This is a genomic window from Spirosoma sp. KNUC1025 (assembly GCF_045160025.1).
In the GTDB taxonomy this organism is placed as follows: domain Bacteria; phylum Bacteroidota; class Bacteroidia; order Cytophagales; family Spirosomataceae; genus Spirosoma.
The window spans coordinates 91,500-111,634 of record NZ_CP087139.1 but is presented as its reverse complement, the minus strand read 5'-3'; the positions used below and the strand labels follow the sequence as shown (position 1 = coordinate 111,634).

Annotated in this window: 11 protein-coding genes and 2 pseudogenes; 11 read left to right on the top strand and 2 right to left on the bottom strand. The window is 52.5% G+C overall.

Features of this window, described 5'->3' with window-relative positions:
- Positions 1-49 precede the first annotated feature (49 nt).
- The 7 genes and pseudogenes from LN737_RS00460 (at position 50) to LN737_RS00430 (ending at position 10,826) form a co-directional block, all read left to right on the top strand.
- Positions 50-970: a metallophosphoesterase gene (locus LN737_RS00460; RefSeq protein ID WP_405515236.1), complete on the top strand. Its 921-nt coding sequence runs from the start codon at positions 50-52 to the stop codon at positions 968-970.
- A gap of 77 nt (positions 971-1,047) precedes the next feature.
- On the top strand, positions 1,048-1,587 hold the full coding sequence (locus LN737_RS00455; RefSeq protein WP_405515234.1) for a phosphonate degradation HD-domain oxygenase: 540 nt from the start codon (positions 1,048-1,050) through the stop codon (positions 1,585-1,587).
- Between the two features lie 9 nt (positions 1,588-1,596).
- Entirely contained in the window at positions 1,597-4,356 is a 2,760-nt protein-coding gene (locus LN737_RS00450) for a bifunctional YncE family protein/alkaline phosphatase family protein (RefSeq protein WP_405515232.1), read from the top strand.
- A gap of 68 nt (positions 4,357-4,424) precedes the next feature.
- Positions 4,425-5,710, top strand: a pseudogene (locus LN737_RS00445) (DUF5690 family protein).
- Between the two features lie 100 nt (positions 5,711-5,810).
- Positions 5,811-6,716 (top strand): ThuA domain-containing protein, encoded by a 906-nt coding sequence (locus LN737_RS00440; protein ID WP_405515230.1) that lies wholly within the window; start codon positions 5,811-5,813, stop codon positions 6,714-6,716.
- Positions 6,717-6,720: 4 nt separating this feature from the next.
- Positions 6,721-9,897 carry a PVC-type heme-binding CxxCH protein gene (locus LN737_RS00435; RefSeq protein WP_405515228.1) on the top strand — a complete coding sequence of 1,059 codons (3,177 nt, stop codon included), beginning with the start codon at positions 6,721-6,723 and terminating at the stop codon, positions 9,895-9,897.
- A 62-nt stretch (positions 9,898-9,959) separates the two neighbouring features.
- A complete protein-coding gene (locus LN737_RS00430; RefSeq protein ID WP_405515226.1) occupies positions 9,960-10,826 on the top strand; it encodes a sugar phosphate isomerase/epimerase in 867 nt (288 codons plus the stop codon).
- Between the two features lie 198 nt (positions 10,827-11,024).
- On the opposite strand, the gene LN737_RS00425 is transcribed toward LN737_RS00430, so the two are convergent.
- Positions 11,025-12,362 carry a sensor histidine kinase gene (locus LN737_RS00425; RefSeq protein ID WP_405515224.1) on the bottom strand — a complete coding sequence of 446 codons (1,338 nt, stop codon included), beginning with the start codon at positions 12,360-12,362 and terminating at the stop codon, positions 11,025-11,027.
- Positions 12,363-12,492: 130 nt separating this feature from the next.
- The gene (locus LN737_RS00420) at positions 12,493-14,019 is read right to left on the bottom strand and encodes a right-handed parallel beta-helix repeat-containing protein (protein WP_405515222.1); all 1,527 of its coding nucleotides are present in this window, start codon (positions 14,017-14,019) and stop codon (positions 12,493-12,495) included.
- A gap of 20 nt (positions 14,020-14,039) precedes the next feature.
- On the opposite strand from LN737_RS00420, the gene LN737_RS00415 reads away from it, so the two are divergent.
- From LN737_RS00415 to nadE, 4 genes and pseudogenes are all read left to right on the top strand, one after another.
- Entirely contained in the window at positions 14,040-14,201 is a 162-nt protein-coding gene (locus tag LN737_RS00415; protein ID WP_405515220.1) for a hypothetical protein, read from the top strand.
- 12 nt (positions 14,202-14,213) lie between these two features.
- On the top strand, positions 14,214-15,155 hold the full coding sequence (locus tag LN737_RS00410; RefSeq protein ID WP_405515218.1) for an AAA family ATPase: 942 nt from the start codon (positions 14,214-14,216) through the stop codon (positions 15,153-15,155).
- A gap of 89 nt (positions 15,156-15,244) precedes the next feature.
- A pseudogene (locus tag LN737_RS00405) lies at positions 15,245-17,738 on the top strand (prolyl oligopeptidase family serine peptidase).
- 286 nt (positions 17,739-18,024) lie between these two features.
- Positions 18,025-20,109 carry an NAD(+) synthase gene (gene nadE / locus LN737_RS00400; protein WP_405515216.1) on the top strand — a complete coding sequence of 695 codons (2,085 nt, stop codon included), beginning with the start codon at positions 18,025-18,027 and terminating at the stop codon, positions 20,107-20,109.
- Positions 20,110-20,135 lie beyond the last annotated feature (26 nt).

Sequence of the window (20,135 nt, the reverse complement as noted above, 5' to 3'; positions counted from 1 at the left end):
GATAGCCTTTCTACTGGCATAGTCGCCATTACGTTATAGTCCTTAATTTATGAACCGTAGAACCATCCTCAAATCGGCCGCTTTGCTGCCTTTTGTTTCGGCACCAGAGCAACTCAGCCCCCCCGCTTCGCTGGTCCGCAAACGTAGTGTTCGTTTTGCTTACATCGGCGACACCCACATTTTGCCGGAAACAAAACCGATGGAGGGCGTAGCAAAGTGCTTTCATCATGCCCAGAGCCATGCCGACAAACCCGCTTTTATTCTGCATGGGGGCGATGTGATTATGGATGCGCTGGCGAAAGATCGGGCCGACGTACAGAAGCAATGGGATGCCTGGCATACCGTGATGAAAGCCGAGAACTCACTCCCTGTTGAGTATTGCATCGGCAATCATGACGTCTGGGGTTTTGACGGCGCAAAAACTGACCCGCAGTACGGTAAAAAATGGGCCGTCGACCTCATGAAAATTAGCGGGCGCTATCGCTCGTTTGACCGGAACGGCTGGCATTTTATCATTCTCGACAGCGTACAGCCCAAGCCCGACGGAAAATGGTACACCGGCCATATTGACCCGGAACAACTGGACTGGCTGAAGCAGGATCTGGCGAAAACCGGAACGAAAACACCCGTCCTGATTCTGTCGCACATTCCTATTTTCAGCCCTACCGGGTTTTTCAGCGAACAAAATGTTAAAGATGGCAACTGGTCGATTCCTGGCGCTTTAGTTCTGTCCAACACGCCGGAGTTGCTGAAATTGTTTTATCAGTATCCGAACGTAAAAGCGGCTTTGAGCGGCCATATGCATTTGCTCGACCGGGTCGATTACAACGGCGTTACGTATCTGTGCAACGGCGCTGTGAGCGGCAACTGGTGGCGAAGTGATACGTATCAGCAGACTAAAGCCGGCTATGCCCTGATTGATCTGTACGACGACGGTACGCTTGAGCGAACGTATCTGCAATACACGTAGCCCTGTAGCGCCGGACGGCTCGTCCGGGAGAGAAATAAGCTGAACTTCACGACCGGACGAGACGTCCAGTACTACATATGGAAACAATTGCTAACCTTTTTGCGCAGGGTGGAGAGGACGCTTACTTTGGCGAGCCTGTCACTCAACTTGAACATGCCCTGCAATGTGCGCTGCTGGCTGAGCAGGCCGGTGCCGACGAGGAAACCATCGTAGCGGCTTTCCTGCACGACATTGGGCACCTGCTCCCGCCCGAACTGGCAGGCGGCTACATGGACGGGTACGGCACCGTCGATCACGAAAAGCTGGGGGCTGATTATCTGCGGGAGCTGGGCTTTTCGGAGAAAGTGGCCCAACTGATCGAACATCACGTCAACGCAAAGCGGTATCTGGTGTTCAAAAATCCCAACTACTTTGCCCGCCTGTCGGAAGCGAGTGTGAAAACGCTGGAGTTTCAGGGTGGTCCGATGACGGCGGAAGAAGCAGCCGCGTTTGAGGCCAATCCTTATTTCAAAGGGATTCTGCTGATGCGCACCTGGGACGAGCAAGCTAAAATACCCAATCTGCCAACGCCGGATATGGCTTATTATCTGGCCATTGGCCAGCGACTAATCGACTGATCGATCTTTATGCGCTATCGTTTGCTTATTTGTCTGCTGTTTACGTCCTGTCAGCTTCTGGCGCAGACGAAGCCCAAAACCTACGCAACGCTGCAGGTTCCCGGCCGGGCCGAGCTTTGCCGGATAGATACCACCAACCGCTCTGTGCTGCCGAGTGGTCGCTACGTAACACCGGCTGGAAAAACCATACGCATTACCAATGATCCGTTTGGGCTGGCTCTCTCGCCCGATGGTCAGCATGCTGTGTCGCTTCACGATGGCGTATTTACGGTACTGAATCTGTCTGATTTACGGACCACCCGTGTTCCTGATTACGCGGGTAAAATTCCGGCCGCCCTGAAAGAGGGTTCTTTTTTGGGAGTGGCGTTCGCCCCCGATAACCGAACTGTATATCTGAGCAATGGCGACAAAGGGCGTGTACTCATCTTCGATACGCAGCAACTGCGAACAACGGATAACATCAGCCTCGATGGCAATGGGTATACCGATAGCTTTACGTCGGATCTGCGCCTGAACAATAACGAATTGCTGGTACTCGACCGGGCCAATTTTCGACTGGTACGTATCGATTTAGCGACGAAACGTATTACGGCTTCTATCCCTACCGGCCGGCAGCCATTCGGTCTGTCGCTTAGCCCGGATAAAAAGCTGGCGTTTGTGGCCAATGTGGGCTTGTATGCCTACCCGAAAGTGCCGGGCGTCACCAAAACGAACAAAGACACGATGGCCCTCAAGTTTCCACCTTATGCAGCCCATACAAAAGAATCGGCAGAGGGGGTAGAAGTGGAAGGACGGCGGATTCCGGGCCTGGGAAGCCCGCTGGTCGATGAAGCCATGAGCGTCTGGACAATTGATCTGAAGACAAACAAGGTAGTCAATCGATTCAAAACAGGAGTTCAGATTGGAGAAATGATTGAAGAAGCCGAGGTTGTAGGGGGCGCTTCGCCAAATTCGGTAGCTGTCGGGCGTCGCTATGCCTACGTATCGAACGCTACGAACGATAACATTTCCATTATTGATTATAAACCCGCCGGACGATCTTCCCGTAAAATTATTGGCTCTATTCCGCTTAAAGTAGATGCCCGGCTCGACCGCTACCGGGGCATGATGCCTTTTGGACTGGCGCTGACGAACGATGAGCGAACACTATACGTAGCGTTGCTGGGTTTCAATGCGGTAGCCGTTGTCGACTTGCCGACACGAACCGTCCGTGGCCTGATTCCGACCGGATGGGGGCCAACCCGTATCGCCCTGTCGCCGGATGAAAAAATGCTGTACGTAACGTCGGCACGCGGCTACGGCGCGGGTCCTAACGGGGGGCGGGGATTTGTGAAACCTCCGCAGGGGACGTATATCGGTGATATTCAGCTGGGCACGTTTCAGGCCATTCCCGTACCCAACACCGATCAACTGGTCAGTTATACCAGACAGGTGATCGGAAACACTTACCAACCGGTAACCCTTACGGATGATGGCCGGAATCCGCTGCCCATTCTACCTAAAACCCGGCAGTCGCCAATCAAACACATTGTGTATATCACCAAAGAGAACCGCACCTACGACGAGGTACTGGGTCAGCTAACGACTGGCCGGGGTGATTCGACACTGGCCCGGTTTGGGGTAGGCGTCACGGTTAAATCGCGGATCGCTACGTTACGGGGCAACAGCGGGCGAACCACCGATCAGCCGGGCGATACCGTACGGATTACGGCTGCCGATATCATGCCCAATCATCAGCGCGTGGCCCGGCAATTTGCCTTCTCCGATAATTTCTACTGCGATTCGGATGCCAGTATTCACGGCCACCACTGGATGATGGGCACCATTCCGAACGAATGGGTAGAAGCCAATGCCGCATCTGCCGGGCGCTTCGATGCCGACTCAAAAGCGCCGGGCCGGAGATTCCCGAAATCCTCCGGCGCCATCGACCCCGAAGATTACAACGAGATTGGCGGACTATGGGAAGCCTTCGAACGTAACAAAATTTCGCTCTACAATTTCGGGGAGGCCAATGAATATGCCGGGGCGGTAGAAGAATGGACAACCACCCAGTTTGGTGCTGCGCAGCCCGTTGTGTTCCCGATGCCGAAAGCCGTGTTTCCGCACACCTCCCGCGATTATGCCGGGTACAACACTAACGTACCGGATCAATATCGAATGGAACAGTTTGAACGGGAATTCACCGCCAAATGGATCAAGGGCAAGCAAACCATGCCACAGCTGGTAACGATGCAGGTGCCAAACGACCACGGAGCCGGACCTCGACCTGAATACGGCTACCCTTATCTGCATTCGTACATGGCTGATAACGACCTGGCTGTCGGCCGGATTCTGCATTTTCTGTCGCGCACCAAATACTGGAAGAACATGCTGGTGATTATCACCGAAGATGATCCGCAGGGGGGCGTTGACCATATCGATGCCCACCGATCGGTATTGATGATGGCTGGCCCGTACGTCAAACGCGGTTACGTATCGCATACCCACGCCAATTTTGGCTCGATCCTGAAAGTGATCTACAACATTCTAGGTGTCCCGTACGTCAACCAGTATGACCTGACGGCCTCGCTTTTGCAGGATTTTTTTACGGATAAACCCGATTTTCGTCCGTACGATGCCGTACTGCCCGATGCCCGTATCTTTGATCCACAGGCGGCCATGAAACCTTATAAGAAGCCGTTCGACTGGCGTAAAATCCAGCGCGGCCCCGAAATGGACGACCGCGCCGACCAGCGGGCCGAGCATTATCGGCAGCAACAGGAGAAATGAGTTTTACCGTATCATTTTGGTTTGTAGTTTGTCGGCCGAATGATGCTCAACCCCTAAACTAATCCTTGATGCGTTCTCCCGCTTTTCTTCGGCATCCGACCGTGTTCATGCTTTTCGGGGCTACGGCGGCTTTCTGCACCTATGCCTGCATGTATGCCTTCCGGAAAGGAATTACCGCCGTTACGTTCGAGGGAATGTTTTTCGCGGATATCAGTTATAAAATATGGCTCATTACGGCGCAGGTCTTCGGGTATGCCATGTCCAAGCGCATTGGCGTAAAGGTGGTTTCCGAAATGTCGCCGGGACGGAGGGCGGCTAATCTGCTCTTGTTTGTCGGCATCGCGTTGCTGGCATTGCTGGGTTTTGCCCTTGTTCCGGCTCCCTGGAACATCATTTTTCTGTTTCTGAACGGCCTGCCGCTGGGTATGGTCTATGGAATTATGCTTGGCTTTCTGGAGGGTCGCCGACAAACGGATGCGCTGGTCGCTGGTCTGACAGCCTCGTTTATTTTTGCGTCAGGATTCGTCAAAACGGTGGCGCTGACCATCAAAAGCGAATGGGGTGTATCGGAGTTCTGGCTACCGTTCGTAACCGGCAGTCTGTTTGTGCTGCCGCTACTGATATCAGTTTATGCATTAACGCTGCTGCCTCCGCCCACGGCTGAAGATCGCGCGCAACGTACTGTTCGCGTACCAATGCTTGCCGCCGACCGTCGGGCGTTTATTCAGAATTTTGGGCCGGGGCTGGTGCTGCTGATTATTTCGTACGTATTGCTATCGGCCTTCCGGGATTTCCGCGACAACTTCGGCCCCGAAATTCTGCGGGATGCTGGCGTCGATAACCCTGGCATCTTTGCCAAAACCGAAACGATGGTGGCCGTTGGGGTACTGATTGTAATGGCATTGCTCCAGCGGGTAAACGATAATTTCCGGGCGTTTGCTCTGCTGAACGGCATCATGCTACTGGGGGGCTACTGGTAGGCGTCAGTACGTATGCCTATTCACTTAATTTGATATCCGCTGGCAACTGGTTTCTGCTCACGGGGCTGGGCCTGTATATGGGCTATGTTCCCTGCAACGGCCTGTATTTCGAGCGGTTGGTAGCCGCTTTTCGGTACGCCAGTACCGTAGGGTTTATTGTGACGCTGGCCGACTGGTACGGGTATCTGGGCAGTGTGGCTGTACTGTTGTACAAGAACTTTGGTCACGCCAATATCAGTTTCCGCGAATTTTTCATGGATGGGGCTTATATTCTGGCGATCTTCTACAGCCTGCTGGTCATTGCGTCTTATCTGTATTTCCGGCAGCGATATCGGGCTGAAGTGGTACGTCGGGAGCCGGAGAGCGTGGCTTAATTTCATCGAATTGATCGGCGAGAAATCCCCGCCATAAGTAAATCTGTGCTGAAACTCTCTTAGAAAGGTAGGTTGATTCTCTTTCATTAACCAGTCTTTCATGCAAACCAAACGACGCGCATTTCTCAAGCAAGCTGCCGGTGTGCTGGCCGTAACGGGCATAGCCAGCCCGGTTGATGTTCTGGCCAATCAGCTCAAATCTTCTTCCGCAAAAGCCGATAAACCCTACGTAGTGTTTGTGACCGGCGATCATGAGTACAGTGGCGAACTGACGCTGCCACTCATTGCGGCTGAGCTGGAAAAGAACTACGGAATGCGAACGAAGGTCCTGAAGTCGGTGCCGGATTATAATGGCGAGAAAGATATTCCGGGTCTGGAAGTATTGCGGGAGGCTGACCTGGCCGTTTTTTTTCTGCGCTGGCGGCTGCTTCCTCAGGAGCAGTTGAATTACATTGACGACTACCTCAAATCCGGCAAACCTGTAATGGGTTTTCGCACAACGACCCACGCCTTTAACTACCCCGATGGCGATGACCGCAAACGCTGGAATGCGTTCGGTGAGTTCGCGTTTGGGGCCCCTCCGGGTTGGGGCGGCAAGGCTCAGCACACCCACTACGGCCATAAAAGCACCACCGACGTAACGATTATTCCGGCAGCCGCTAACAACCCGATCCTGACGGGCGTTGCCCCTTCGTTTCACGTAGCGTCCTGGCTTTACCGCGTTCTGCCCGACTATCCGGCCAAGGGGGCTGTGCCCTTGCTGATGGGCAAATCGATCAATCCCGATAAGGAAGCGATTGACAATCCGGTAGCCTGGACCTGGCAAAACCAGTGGGGCGGCAAAGCGTTCATGACTACGATGGGCCACCCTGAGGATTTTCAGGTCGAAGCGTTTCAGCGGCTGGTTATCAATGCCATTCACTGGGAATTAGGCTTGCCAGTCCCGAAACGATGGAAAGGGAAAATTGCTATCGACGTACCGTACGGTCATCCTAAAAAATCCTGACGCTATGAAATCGTTTATTTCCAGGAAAATTAATCTTGTAGGTGGGTTGGCTGCCATCGGCCTGTCGATACTGGCTTTTACGGCCTTTCAGTCCAGTCAGTTTGAGCCACTTGCGGTGAAGAAAGGCTCCCGCATTATTCTTCTCGGCAACAATCTGGGGTCGAGGATGATGAATTATGACAATTTCGAAACGGAAATGCAGCTACGTTATCCTGACGATGCCCTGTATATCCGTAACATGTGCGACGGGGGCGATACGCCGGGCTTCCGACCTCATGCCAGCCGATTCTCGCCCTGGGCCTTTCCGGGAGCTGAGAAATTTCAGACCGAACTGGCTACCAATTCGGGCAGCGAAGGCCATTTCGAGACGCCGGACCAGTGGCTTACCCGCCTTAAAGCGGATGTCATCGTAGCTTTTTTTGGCTACAACGAATCCTTTCAGGGGCCTGCCGGACTGGCCAATTATAAGGCTGAGCTCGATGCCTTTATCAAATGGACGTTAAAACAGAAATATAACGGTACGTCGGCTCCTCAGCTGGCCATCGTATCGCCTATCGCTTTTGAAGATTTATCGGCCACGATGGACCTTCCGAATGGGAAACGGGAGAATGAAAATCTGGCCCTTTACACAAAAGCGATGAAAGAGGTAGCCGACCAAAACAAGGTGCTGTTTGTCGATGCCTTTACGCCATCCAAAAGCTGGTACGAAGCCAGTCAGGCACCCCTGACCATCGATGGTTCTCAACTCAATGAAGAGGGCTATAAAAAATTAGGCGTTTTGCTGGCCGATCAGGTGTTTGGCAAAGCGAAGCCTAAGAATGAAACCAATAGGCAACTGGTTCACAATGCCGTGATGGAAAAGAACTGGATGTGGCACAACGATTACAAGATTCCGAATGGGGTTCACGCGTACGGGCGTCGGTATAACCCGTTCGGGCCGGATAATTATCCCGCCGAAATTCAGAAAATACGCGAAATGACGGCCATTCGGGATACGGCCATCTGGCTGGCTGCAACTCAGGGCAAAAAAATGGACGTAGCTGCTGCCGACAAGAACACTACTCCGCTACCGGCGGTGAAAACCAACTTCAATCCGGAAAAGAACGGCAGTCTGACGTACCTGTATGGGCAGGATGCGCTTAGCAAACTGAAAGTGCCGCAGGGCTATAAAATCGAGCTGTTTGCTTCCGAACAGGAGTTTCCTGATCTGGCGAAACCCATGCAGATGTCGTTCGACAACAAAGGACGGCTTTGGGTGGCCTGTATGCCCAGTTATCCGCACTACAAGCCGGGCGATACCAAGCCAAACGATAAAATTCTGATTCTGGAAGATACCAACGGCGACGGAAAGGCCGACAAGCAAACGGTTTTTGTGGATGGCCTGCATCTGCCGCTGGGCTTTGAAATTGCCAAAGAAGGCGTGTACGTTTCGCAGGGAACGAATCTGAAACTATTTACCGACACAAACGGCGATGACCGGGCCGACAACGTGACGATTCTGCTGAGCGGCTACGACGATCACGATACGCACCACAACAGCCATGCCTTCACGGTTGACCCATCGGGGGCCATTTACTCCGGCGAAGGGGTTTTCCTGCATACCAATGTTGAAACATCTTACGGGCCGGTACGGGCGACCAATGGAGGATTTTATCGGTATACGCCACAACGGCACAAACTGGAGCGTACGGCTCAGCTGTCTATTCCGAATCCGTGGGGAATTGCTTTTGACGACTGGGGACAACCATTTTTTGCCGAAACCTCAAGCCCCGACGTTCGCTGGATGATGCCCGGAACCGTTTTGCCCCGTTACGGAGAGGCTACGCACAAATCGGTTCAGTTGATTGAAAAAGATCATATGGTACGGCCTACGTCCGGGCTGGAGTTTGTATCGAGCCGCCATTTTCCCGATGACATTCAGGGTGATTTCCTGATCAACAACACGATTGGATTTCTGGGCATGAAAGAACATACCCTGCAGGACGATGGTACGGGGTATAAAAGCCATCACCGCATGGATCTGGTGGTTAGTGACGATAAAAACTTTCGTCCGGTCGATATGGAGTTTGCGCCGGATGGTTCGCTTTATCTGATCGACTGGCACAACATCCTAATCGGGCATATGCAGCATAACGCCCGCGACCCACTGCGGGATCATTCGCATGGCCGCGTCTATCGCATTACGTACCCGTCGCGGCCGCTGGTCACACCCGCAAAAATCGATGGCGCCAGCATTGACGAACTGTTAAATAACCTCAAGCTTCCGGAATACCGTACCCGATACCGTACTCGCCGGGAGCTAAGGGGGCGCGATGCCAATCAGGTGCTGGCTAAACTGAAAACCTGGGTGGCCGGACTGGATAAAAATGACCCCCGATACGAGCACCATTTGCTGGAAGGCTTGTGGGTGAGCTGGGGCATGGATAAAGTCGATCAGGGCTTACTCCGGCAAATGCTGAAGGCAAAAGACTATCATGCCCGGGCCGCAGCCGTGCAGGTAGTACGGTATACGGGCCATCAGGTGCCGGATCAGGCTAATCTGCTGATGCAGGCTGCACGGGATGATAATAGCCGGGTACGTCTGGCCGCGATTGTGGCTGCTTCCTGGATCGGTAAAGAAAAAGGGCTACCCGTTCTGGCCGAGGCCGCTAAAAAGCCTATGGACGACTGGACGATTCATGCTTACGAAACAGCCGTCGCCCACCTGAACGATGAGCCAGTTAAACAGAAAAAAGAGATTACCGTTACGTCTCATCTTAAAGGAAACGATCTGGAACTCTATACCCTGGGCCGGGAAATCTATGCCCGGGAAGGGTATTGCATCACCTGCCATCAACCCGACGGCAAAGGTCTTACCGCTTCGGGTTTTCCGCCACTGGCAGGCACCAACTGGGTGTCGGGCAATGAAGATCGGTTGATAAAAATAGCCCTGAAGGGGCTTATGGGGCCGATAGACGTCAGTGGCAAAGCGTATCCGGGTCAGGTGCCCATGACCCCTTTCGGTGGTTTGCTGAAAGACAATGAAATTGCTGCCGTACTGACCTATGTACGCAACTCCTTTGGCAATCAGGGACCTGCTGTGCTTCCTGAAAAAGTAAAACAGGTGCGGGCAGCTACGGAAAGCAAAAAGGATTTTTATTCGCCAACCCAATTACTTAAAGAGCATCCCATGGAGAAGTGATGCCAGGAATTATACAGGTTTGGAGTCGGACGAGACCCTGAACGAAAATTAATCGCTACCCAATGCCTAATTTATTATCAGCACCCGTCGGATTTAATTTACTGGCCTGGTCGGCGCCGATTTCTGAGAAAATGCACCCGATGACCGAACGGATCAAGAAAATTGGCTACGATGGGATCGAATGTTTTATTGATTATCAGGACGTTTCGGCCTATCGGGACTTTGGCGCTCATTTGCAACAGCTTGGTCTGCAAAGTACGTGTGTGATGGTGATGAGTTCTGAAGAAAACCCGGCCAGCGAATCGGTCAGGGTGCGGGAGCAGGCCCTGACGCGGCTGAAGGAAGCCATTGACCGGGCGCATGCTATGGGGGCCTCGATAATCTGTGGGCCTTTTCATTCGGCCTTCGCTACGTTCTCCCGGCAGGAACCTCAGCCCGACGAATACGCCCGGAGTGCGGGCGTGTTGCATGCTGCGGGTGAGTATGCCAGACAGGCCAATATCGTCCTGACGCCCGAAGCGCTCAATCGGTTTGAATGTTATTTGTGCAACACAATGGCGCAACTGGCCGAACTAGTGCGTCAGACGGATCACCCTAACGTGCGGGCTATGTTCGACACGCACCATGCGAACATGGAAGAGAAACGGTTTGCGGAGGCCATACGTACCGTTGCTCCCGTACTGGCGCATGTGCATATCAGCGAGAATGACAGGGGAACGCCCGGTGATGGGCATATTCCCTGGGATGATACGTTCCGAACGCTGGCAGAGATCAACTATACCGGCTGGATGACGATTGAAGCCTTTACCCGCAACGACATCGACTTTGCGAACAGCATCAACGTATGGCGGGAATACAACGATCCGTGGGACATTGCCGAAAATGGCTATACGTTTATCAAATCCATGCAGGCAAAATACGCGAATTAGTTGGTGGTCATTGTTGATTGGGGCTGTAGATTCTTCGATGGTGTCGCCAGTGAGGTCAGGTTCTTAAACCTGACCTATGAGGTTTCTTGAAACCGAATGAATCAGAAATTAGGTTTTGAGAAACCTAGCATGTCGGATTGAAGAATCCGACACCACTACTATCACTAATGCCTAATGACAGCGAAGCGAAATAATCAATTAATCCACGCCGATCAGGGGGAGGGTAACCACAAACTGACCTTCATCTTCGCAGAGGGTTGGGGCGGGTTGATTCAGGATTTGATATTTCGACCAGATGTTTGCCAGTCCCACGCCATTCGACGCTACGCGCATTATTTTACGCTGAACATTATTGCGGACCTGAAGCTGGCCCTGCTCATTGGTGCTGATGGAAATGGTCAGCGGTCGATTGGCTAGTATTACGTTGTGCTTGACGGCGTTTTCGACCAGTAGTTGCAGCGTAAGCGGAGGCAATTGCCGCTTCATGAGCCACGGAGATACCTGCCACTCCATCTGCAACGCATCGCCATGACGAGTTTGCAGCAAATGACAGTAGGAACGAATAAAGGCCAGTTCATCGGCCAATGGCGTCAATGCCTGATCGTTGGCACGTAGCAGATACCGATAGACCGAACTTAACTCGTCGAGAAAAACACTCGCCTGTTGCGTGTCGTCGTCGATAAGCGCGCTCAATGAGTTAAGACTATTGAACAGAAAATGGGGGTTTACCTGCGCCTGCAACGCCCGAATGTGTACTTCGGTTTTTTCCTGTTCCAGCCGCTGCATGATCAGTTCGGCTTCCAGTTGATCGCGTTGATGCCTGGCGCGTTCGCTGGTCAGTTCCTGCTCCATAACGGCGCTACGTACGGCGGCCTGTCGTTGCCGATAACTTAAGCCAAGCGAAAAACAAACCAGCTCGGCAATAATACCAAACTGCATGTAGGTCAGCGATACGCCCCAGAAGGGCCCCAGCCAGTCTTCGCTGCATAAGTACGTTAGCGACAGAAACATGGTAGTTAGTCCACCCGTCAGCAAAAACGCGGTGCCAATGGCGTAGGCCCGTGATACAGCATCGCCCAAACTCATCATCTGCCGAATGCCATATACGCCCAGCACGGCCATTGCCAGACGCATTACCACAAAAGACGCTTCATAAAGGGTTGGATTCCAGAGCCACGGCACGTAACAGAGCGCAAACTGCCCGACTACGTAAATTACAATTCCTACTTTAACGAGCTGCAACTGACGATAAAAAACAGGCAACCGTTGACGAAGATTCAGGATGGCGTCGGCGAAGTCGAAATAAACGTAGTAAGCGCCCATAGGGGCAGCCGCCCGGACGAAATAGTTGGTTTCGGTTGAAAACCAGTCCCGGAAGGCATATACCCGCAACCCAAAATAGAACAGCCAGGCCAGCATGTAGAGGGTGTAGAGACCGTAGCTACGATCCCGGTAAATGATCCACTGCACCACATTCAGCAACATGATCGACAGAACCATTCCAATAAAGACGGCGCCCCAAATCTGAAAGGTCATGAGTCGTAGAAAGGCTAATTTTGGTGGCTTATGGCTGGAGTTAATCTCTGCTGCACATGGGTCTGAATGAAGCAATGCTCTGACGAAACCAGGTTCTCAGAGCATTGCCGCCAACGATAGGCAGAGTTATCTATTTTTCAATCATTACGTTCGTTTGCGCATTGGCTTCAAAGGTATTGGCGCTTGTCAGATCCGTATTGGCCGAAGCGCCATAGGCCACAAAAACACCGTAGCCACCGCTGCCGCTGATCCGTGTATTCTTGATCGACATAGCGGCTTTTGTGCCGTACACAGCGATGTTGGCTTTTTTGCCCGATACAATTACGGAGCTGCCACCATTACTTACTTCTGCATTTTCAAGCGTATTTTTAGTGTCCTGCGAGTAGCAGATAATGCCTTTCCAGTACGGAGCGCTCTGGTCGGCGCCGGTGAACACAATCTTCTGATCGGCCGTGCCTTTGGCCAGCAGATAGCCGCCGGTGTTGATGCGGATCACAGCATCGCGGTTCATCTCGATTCTAACGCCGGGGTTTAGTTTCCAGCCCGCATCGACCGCAAAATCACCGCTGATCCGGTAAGGCGTTTTGTCGGCAAAGCCCGCCCAAACTACCTCGTTACTACCTTTGATAGCCGACTGCGTCACTTCCACTACGTTACGCCCATTGCCGCCGGTGAAGGTCGACGCTGCATCTAATTTGGCTACGTTGGGTGCGTCGAGCAGAATACCCGCTTCAGTGTGGTTGCTAAATGTGTTCTGGGCAAATTCGCGGAGGATAGCACCGTCGTATACATAAATACCGTAGCCATCATTCTGCGAGAACAGACAGTTTTTCAGAGCAATCTGTGCCTTATTACCGCCCGACATGAACAGGGCCGACTTCGTTGTGCTGTAGATGGTACGGCTACCGGCGTGCATCACCTCAACGTACTCCATGGTGTTGGCATTGCTGCCCGAATAAAGTGAAATACCTACCCAGTAGCCTTTCGTTTTTTGAACGCCGACAAACTTGATCTTTTTATCGGCTGTGCCCTGTGCCACCAGTAAACCACCTCCATCGTTCACGTTTACCCGTACATCACGTTCGAAGGCGATCACCACACCCGGATTGATGGTTAGCTCGTGGTTTACGTCGATGGATTTTGTGACGATATAATCCGGCAGATCAGGATTGAGGATACGGTCGACGAGGGTCGTTTTAACCGTAATGTTGGCATTGATAGCCAGCGGTTCAGCGGCAGAAGCCGTCACAACTACTTTGTCGGTACCTTTGCCATTGGCGCTGGTTACGGTAAGTTCCAGTTCGTATTCGCCAACCTCATCGGCTTTGAACGTTGGCTTAAACGAGTTGGGGTCAGTAAGTGTTACGTTGCTTTTGGCCGGCTTGCGTACCATCGTCCACTGATAGGACAGGGGTTTGCTCTGGCTGTCTTTCGACGCAGAACCGTCGAGCGTAACGGTCTGGCCAACCTGTACCGACTGATCGGCGCCAGCGCTGGCCGTTACGGCGCCGGTAACCGGGTTCACTTCATTTTCTTTTTTACAACTAGTCAGGAAAAACAGGCTGGCTAACAGAAAAATGATGGACTGTTTAATGAGGGTTGGAAGGGTACTGGTAAGCGGAAGGCAATGTGCGTAGACGGATGGTGTAGATTTCATGGAAAAAGTAGTTGTCGTTTGTGGGTTCAAAAGTATCGGTGCTTTACTGGTCACGAAACGACGAACCCGATGAAACGGAAAAAGCTACGGATGAATTGTGCGAAGTGGAGTTGAAAGAGGAAGGCGAGTTAATGGATTCCACTAACCTGAAGACTGATTATTGGGGTAACCAGCGATTTTAATTGGAATAAAGAATGAAGAAAGTGCTAATCTTAACGGGCCTGAGCGGAAGCGGTAAATCGACGTTTGCCCGCCGATTTTGTCTGGAAAATCCGAACTGGCTGCGCGTCAACCGGGATGATTTTCGGCGGAGCCTGCTGCCCGTATCGCTGCCTGAGTATTGGAAAAACTGGCCTGATCGCGAAAAAAGCCGGATTGAAACCGTTGTCAATGAACTACAGAAAAGCGCCATCTTGGAGGGCTTACGGCGGGGCTGGCACGTATTGATCGACAACACCGATCTGAAACAGAGCTATCTCAATGAGTTTCGGAAGTTGCTGAGTAGTCACTTCGACGAGGTTAGTATTCAATACAAGCTGCTGGATGTGCCGATTGATGAGTGTATTCAGCGCGATAAATACCGCGACGATTCGGTAGGGGAGGCCGTCATCAGGCGACAGGCCGAACAGCTCGCCGTGCTCAAAAAAAACTTTAGTTTCCAGTCGGAGGTACTAACCCGCGATGCGGCTTTTCAACGTCGGCAGGATGAGTCACTGCCTCGCTGTATCCTGGTTGACATCGATGGTACGGTGGCTGATAAAGGTGACCGCTCTCCATTCGACTGGCATCGGGTAAGCATCGATACGCCGAAATGGCCCATTATCCGGCTGGTGCAGGCCATGCGGGCGTCGGGCTATGCCATTGTGTTTTTTTCGGGCCGGGATTCTGTCTGCCGCCCGGAAACAACTACCTGGCTTAATCAGTATTTCGGGTGGCAGCTAGCTGACTACGAGTTATTTATGCGGCCTAAAAATGATAACCGGAAAGATTCCATCGTCAAACACGAACTGTTTGAGCGGCATATTGCCGGACAGTACTACGTCGAGCTGGTGGTTGATGATCGTCAGCAGGTGGTGGATATGTGGCGTCGAACGCTTGGACTTACCTGTGTGCAGGTAGATTATGGCGATTTTTAATAAACCGCTTTTTACCACGAAATCCACAGCCAATAGTGAGCAAAAGGGCAGGAGAAGCTAACTTTATAACCTAATCCTCTGCTCAATTTATGCTTCTCAATCAAACGATCATACGCCAAAGCCGACGGTTATGGCTGTTTTCCGGACTTGCTCTTTCGCTCGCTGGCTACGCACAGGATGCGCAGACGTATCAAACACCCCCTGAAGGTGCTGGCCGATTTAGTGACCATGCCGCCAACCCCCGTCGTTACGTTGTCGGGGAAGGGCGATGTGATGCTCCTGCTACAACATGACGCAGCCCCCGGCATTGATGAATGGTCGCAGCCGGAATTAAGACTGGCTGGGCTTCGGCTGAATCCGGCCACGAATGGCCCGAGCCGGGTCGATTACGTAACGGGTCTTAAGTTCAAAAAGCTAACCGGTAAGGAAGAAAAAGCCGTTACGGGCCTGCCGACACCTATCCGTGTGAGTTTTGTGCAGTGGTCGCCCGACGAAACAATGATTGCGTTTGCGAATTCAACAAACAACCGGATTGACCTGTATGTGGCTGACGTAGCTACGGCCGTAGCTCAAAAAGTTGGTTCTGTAGCTCTGAACGCAACCCTGGGTATGCCTTACCGCTGGTTACCCGATAGCAAAAGCCTGATTATAAAAATGGTGCCGACCGGACGTGGTCCAGCTCCTGAAGTGAGCCGGGTACCTGCCGGACCAACCACGCAGGAAAACGTAACGGGGAAACGGGGTCAGGCACCTACGTTTCAGGACCTGCTCAAAAATCCGTCTGACGAAAAGCAGTTTGCCTATTATACCACGGCTCAAGTGGCTCGCTTAGGGCTCGACGGTTCTGTAACCGCTATTGGGCAACCGGGAATTATTCTTACGGCTGATCCGTCGCCGGATGGGCAGTACGTAATGATCGAGACAGTTCACACACCTTTTTCGTATCTGGTGCCCGTTCAGCGCTTTCCCACCAAAACGGATATCTATGCTGTTGGTGGTTCGCTTGTAAAAGCCCTGAACGATAGCCCGTTGCAGGAGAGCGTACCCTACAGTCGCGATGGTGTGCCAACGGGTCCGCGTGACTTTAGCTGGCGTTCGGATGCGCCAGCATCGGTTTATTACACCGTAGCGCAGGACAATGGCGACCCAAAAGTAAAGGCCGATATCCGGGATAAGGTTTTTCTGGTCGATGCGCCTTTCTCAGCACAACCCAAAGAAATCTACGCGTCTCAATTTCGTTTCGAGAATTTCGATTGGGGAAACGAATCGACGGCGCTGGCAACCGAACGCTGGTGGCAAAACCGGAAAACCATCACCAAACTCGTTAATCCATCGAACTGGCAAACGTCGGTTCTCTTCAACCGTTCTTACGAGGACAGGTACTCGAATCCGGGCCAGCCCGATACGAAACACAATCAATACGGTCGTGAAGTCCTGAATATTTTGCCTACTGGCGATATCCTGATGGTCAACACAACGGGCTCGTCGCCAGAAGGAGACCGGCCGTTCGTAAGCCTGCTCAACCTGAAAACGAAAAAAACCACGGAACTCTGGCGGTCGGCGGCTCCTTATTACGAACGACCCATTACGGTTCTGGATGCCACCCGGCAGGTTATTCTGACCACGCGTGAAGCGCCCGATGAAAATCCGAACTACTACGTTCGTAATCTGAAAGCCCGTATCGCCCCCGTTCAGGTGACGTTCTTCCCGCATCCGTACCCTCAGCTGAAAGGTATTCAGAAGCAGCAACTTCGCTACAAACGCTCTGATGGGGTAGACCTGACAGCTACCTTGTATCTGCCCGTTGGCTACAAGAAAGAACAAGGCCCGTTGCCGACGTTCCTGTGGGCGTACCCGGCTGAGTTTAAAAGCAAAGATGCCGCGAGTCAGGTGTCGGGGTCGCCGTATCAGTTTAACCGGATTGGCAACTGGGGCGCAGCAGCTTTCGTAACGATGGGCTACGCTATTCTGGACAACGCCAGCATTCCGATTGTGGGCGAGGGCGATAAAGAACCAAATGATACGTATGTAGAGCAACTGGTGGCGAGTGCGAAAGCGGCCATTGATGAAGGTGTTCGGCTAGGTGTTGTGGATTCCAGCCGTGTAGGCGTGGGCGGTCATTCGTACGGCGCGTTTATGACAGCTAACTTGTTGACGCACAGTAGGCTGTTTAAGGCGGGGATTGCCCGTAGCGGAGCCTATAACCGCACCCTGACGCCGTTTGGTTTCCAGAATGAGCAGCGCAGCTACTGGCAGGCGCCGGAAGTTTACAACAAGATGTCGCCGTTTATGAATGCCGACAAGATGAAAACGCCGTTGTTGCTCATTCATGGCGAAGCGGATAACAATACCGGTACGTTCCCGATTCAGTCGGAGCGGTATTACAATGCCCTGAAAGGCTTTGGCGCTACTACACGACTGGTTTTTCTACCCTACGAGAGCCACCATTACGATGCCAGGGAGTCGCTGTTGCACATGCTTTGGGAAATGAACGGCTGGCTGGACAAGTACGTCAAAAATCCAGCGGCTTCCGCACAGGTCAATAAAGCCGGAAAGATGGGCGGAGGCAATAATGAGAAGTAAATTGATGATCGATCAATAAATAGACTTCCAGTGCTTGTAGAGCCGTCAGAACGTAGCAATATGTTCTGACGGCCTTTTTCTTCAGTCTTGTTCGAGAGGATGCAGAACGACTATATTTTGCTTCACAAGTGAACTTCCGGCTCGATTACCCTATTAGGAAAATCTATTTTCGCCCCATCTTTGTTATCCTTGTAGTACGTTCGTTCATGAGCATTGGGTTTTGAGGAAGTGGCCATTGGCATTATTCGCTCAATCTCTCATCCGCTCATTCACTCATTAGAAATACATGAAGCTCCTGAAAATTGCCGCTGGTGTGCTAAATCAAACCCCGCTTGCGTGGGAACACAACAAACAAAATATTATCAATGCGATTGAAGAAGCGCGGCGCCAGAACGTAAGCCTGCTTTGCCTGACCGAACTTTGTATTTCGGGCTACGGCTGCGAAGATGCTTTTTTTGCTCAGAATACCATCGATCAGTCCATTGCTTCCCTGCTGGATATTGTAGAACATACCAGTGGCATTGCGGTTGCTGTGGGGCTGCCATTGCGTCATAACAACCGCACGTTCGATACGGCCTGTCTGATTGCCAACAAGCGGATTCTGGGCTTTGTGGCCAAGCAGTTTATGGCCAATAATGGTGTCCATTACGAAACCCGCTGGTTTCAGCCCTGGCCCCCCTACGTGCGCGACGAGATAAAAATCGGCGATTTCATGTATCCCTTTGGTGATATCGTGTTCGATTTGTCGGGTGTACGGATTGGCTTCGAGATTTGCGAAGATGCGTGGGTTGCCAGCCGTCCCGGCCGAATTCTGTACGAACGGGGCGTTGATATTCTGTTGAACCCGACCGCCAGCCACTTCGCGTTCCTGAAATCGCAGGTACGGGAGCGGTTTGTGGTTGATGCGTCGCGGGCGTTTGGAGTGAGTTACGTATATGCCAACCTGCTGGGCAACGAAGCGGGGCGAATGATTTACGACGGCGATGCGATGGTGGCGTCTAATGGTGAACTGCTGGTGTCGGGAGCGCGGCTGAGCTACGAAGATTTTCTGATCGTCCCGGCGGTGGTGGATGTTGAATTAACCCGCCTGAACCAGACCCAGAACCGCGCCAATCTCGCGCTGTCGTACCCGAATCTGCGCGTGTCCGATCGCTTCGACTGGCCGGATATTGCGCCTGTTGTTCAGAAAGCGGAACTCGAAGCCTGGGAACGGGGTGGGTATCTGAAAGAAGAAGAATTTGCGCGGGCCGTTGCTCTTGGTTTGTTCGATTACCTCCGTAAAAGTCGCTCGCAGGGTTACGTATTGTCATTGAGCGGTGGGGCCGACTCATCGGCTATTGCCGCACTGGTATTTCTGATGATTCGGATGGCCGTTGAGAACATTGGCATCGAAGGTGTGAAGAAAAAGCTAAGTTATATCAAGGTACTTCAGACCTGCAAAACGCCCGAAGAAATGACGGGTAAGCTATTGACCGTCATGTATCAGGGAACCGAAAATTCATCGGACGATACGTTCAATTCGGCGAAAACGCTGGCCGATGATATTGGCGCTACGTTCCTGAATATCAACATAAACGGGCTGGTCGAAACCTACCGCAGCCTGATCGAAGAACAACTTGGCCGTCAGCTCTCCTGGGATACGGACGACCTGGCACTTCAGAACATTCAGGCGCGGGTGCGGGCTCCGGGTATCTGGATGATGGCGAATATCAATAATGCCCTTTTGCTAAGTACGTCGAACCGGTCGGAAGCCGCGGTGGGATACGCAACGATGGATGGCGACACCGCCGGTAGTATTTCGCCCATAACCGGCATCGACAAACATTTTCTGCGGGGCTGGCTTCGCTGGCTCGAAACGGTTGGCCTGAACGTGAAAAACGAATGGACACCCGCCGACCGGACGGGCGCTGTTACCGATGCAACGGAGTCGGATCAGCTCATCAAAGTGAAAGGACTACGTGCCGTGAATAACCTGCAACCCACCGCCGAACTTCGCCCGTTGGACAAAAAGCAGACCGACGAAGACGATTTGATGCCCTACGACGTACTGAACTCCATAGAAGAAGCCGCCATCCGCGACAAACAGCCACCCGTTGAGGTGTTGAAACAGGTAGAAGTTCGTTATGCTGGTCAATACGACCGGGATCGATTGCTGGTTTGGGTTGAGCGGTTCTTTAAACTCTGGAGCCGCAACCAGTGGAAACGCGAACGCTACGCCCCCTCGTTTCACCTCGACGACCACAACCTCGATCCGCGCTCATGGTGCCGCTTTCCGATTCTGTCGGGTGGTTTTGAGAAAGAACTCGCTGAGATGCGCGACTGGGCCGCCGACCAGAAGCCCAACACCCGAAAGGGCAGGATTGGGTTTTAGCCGTATATTTGCCGAAAAACGAAAAT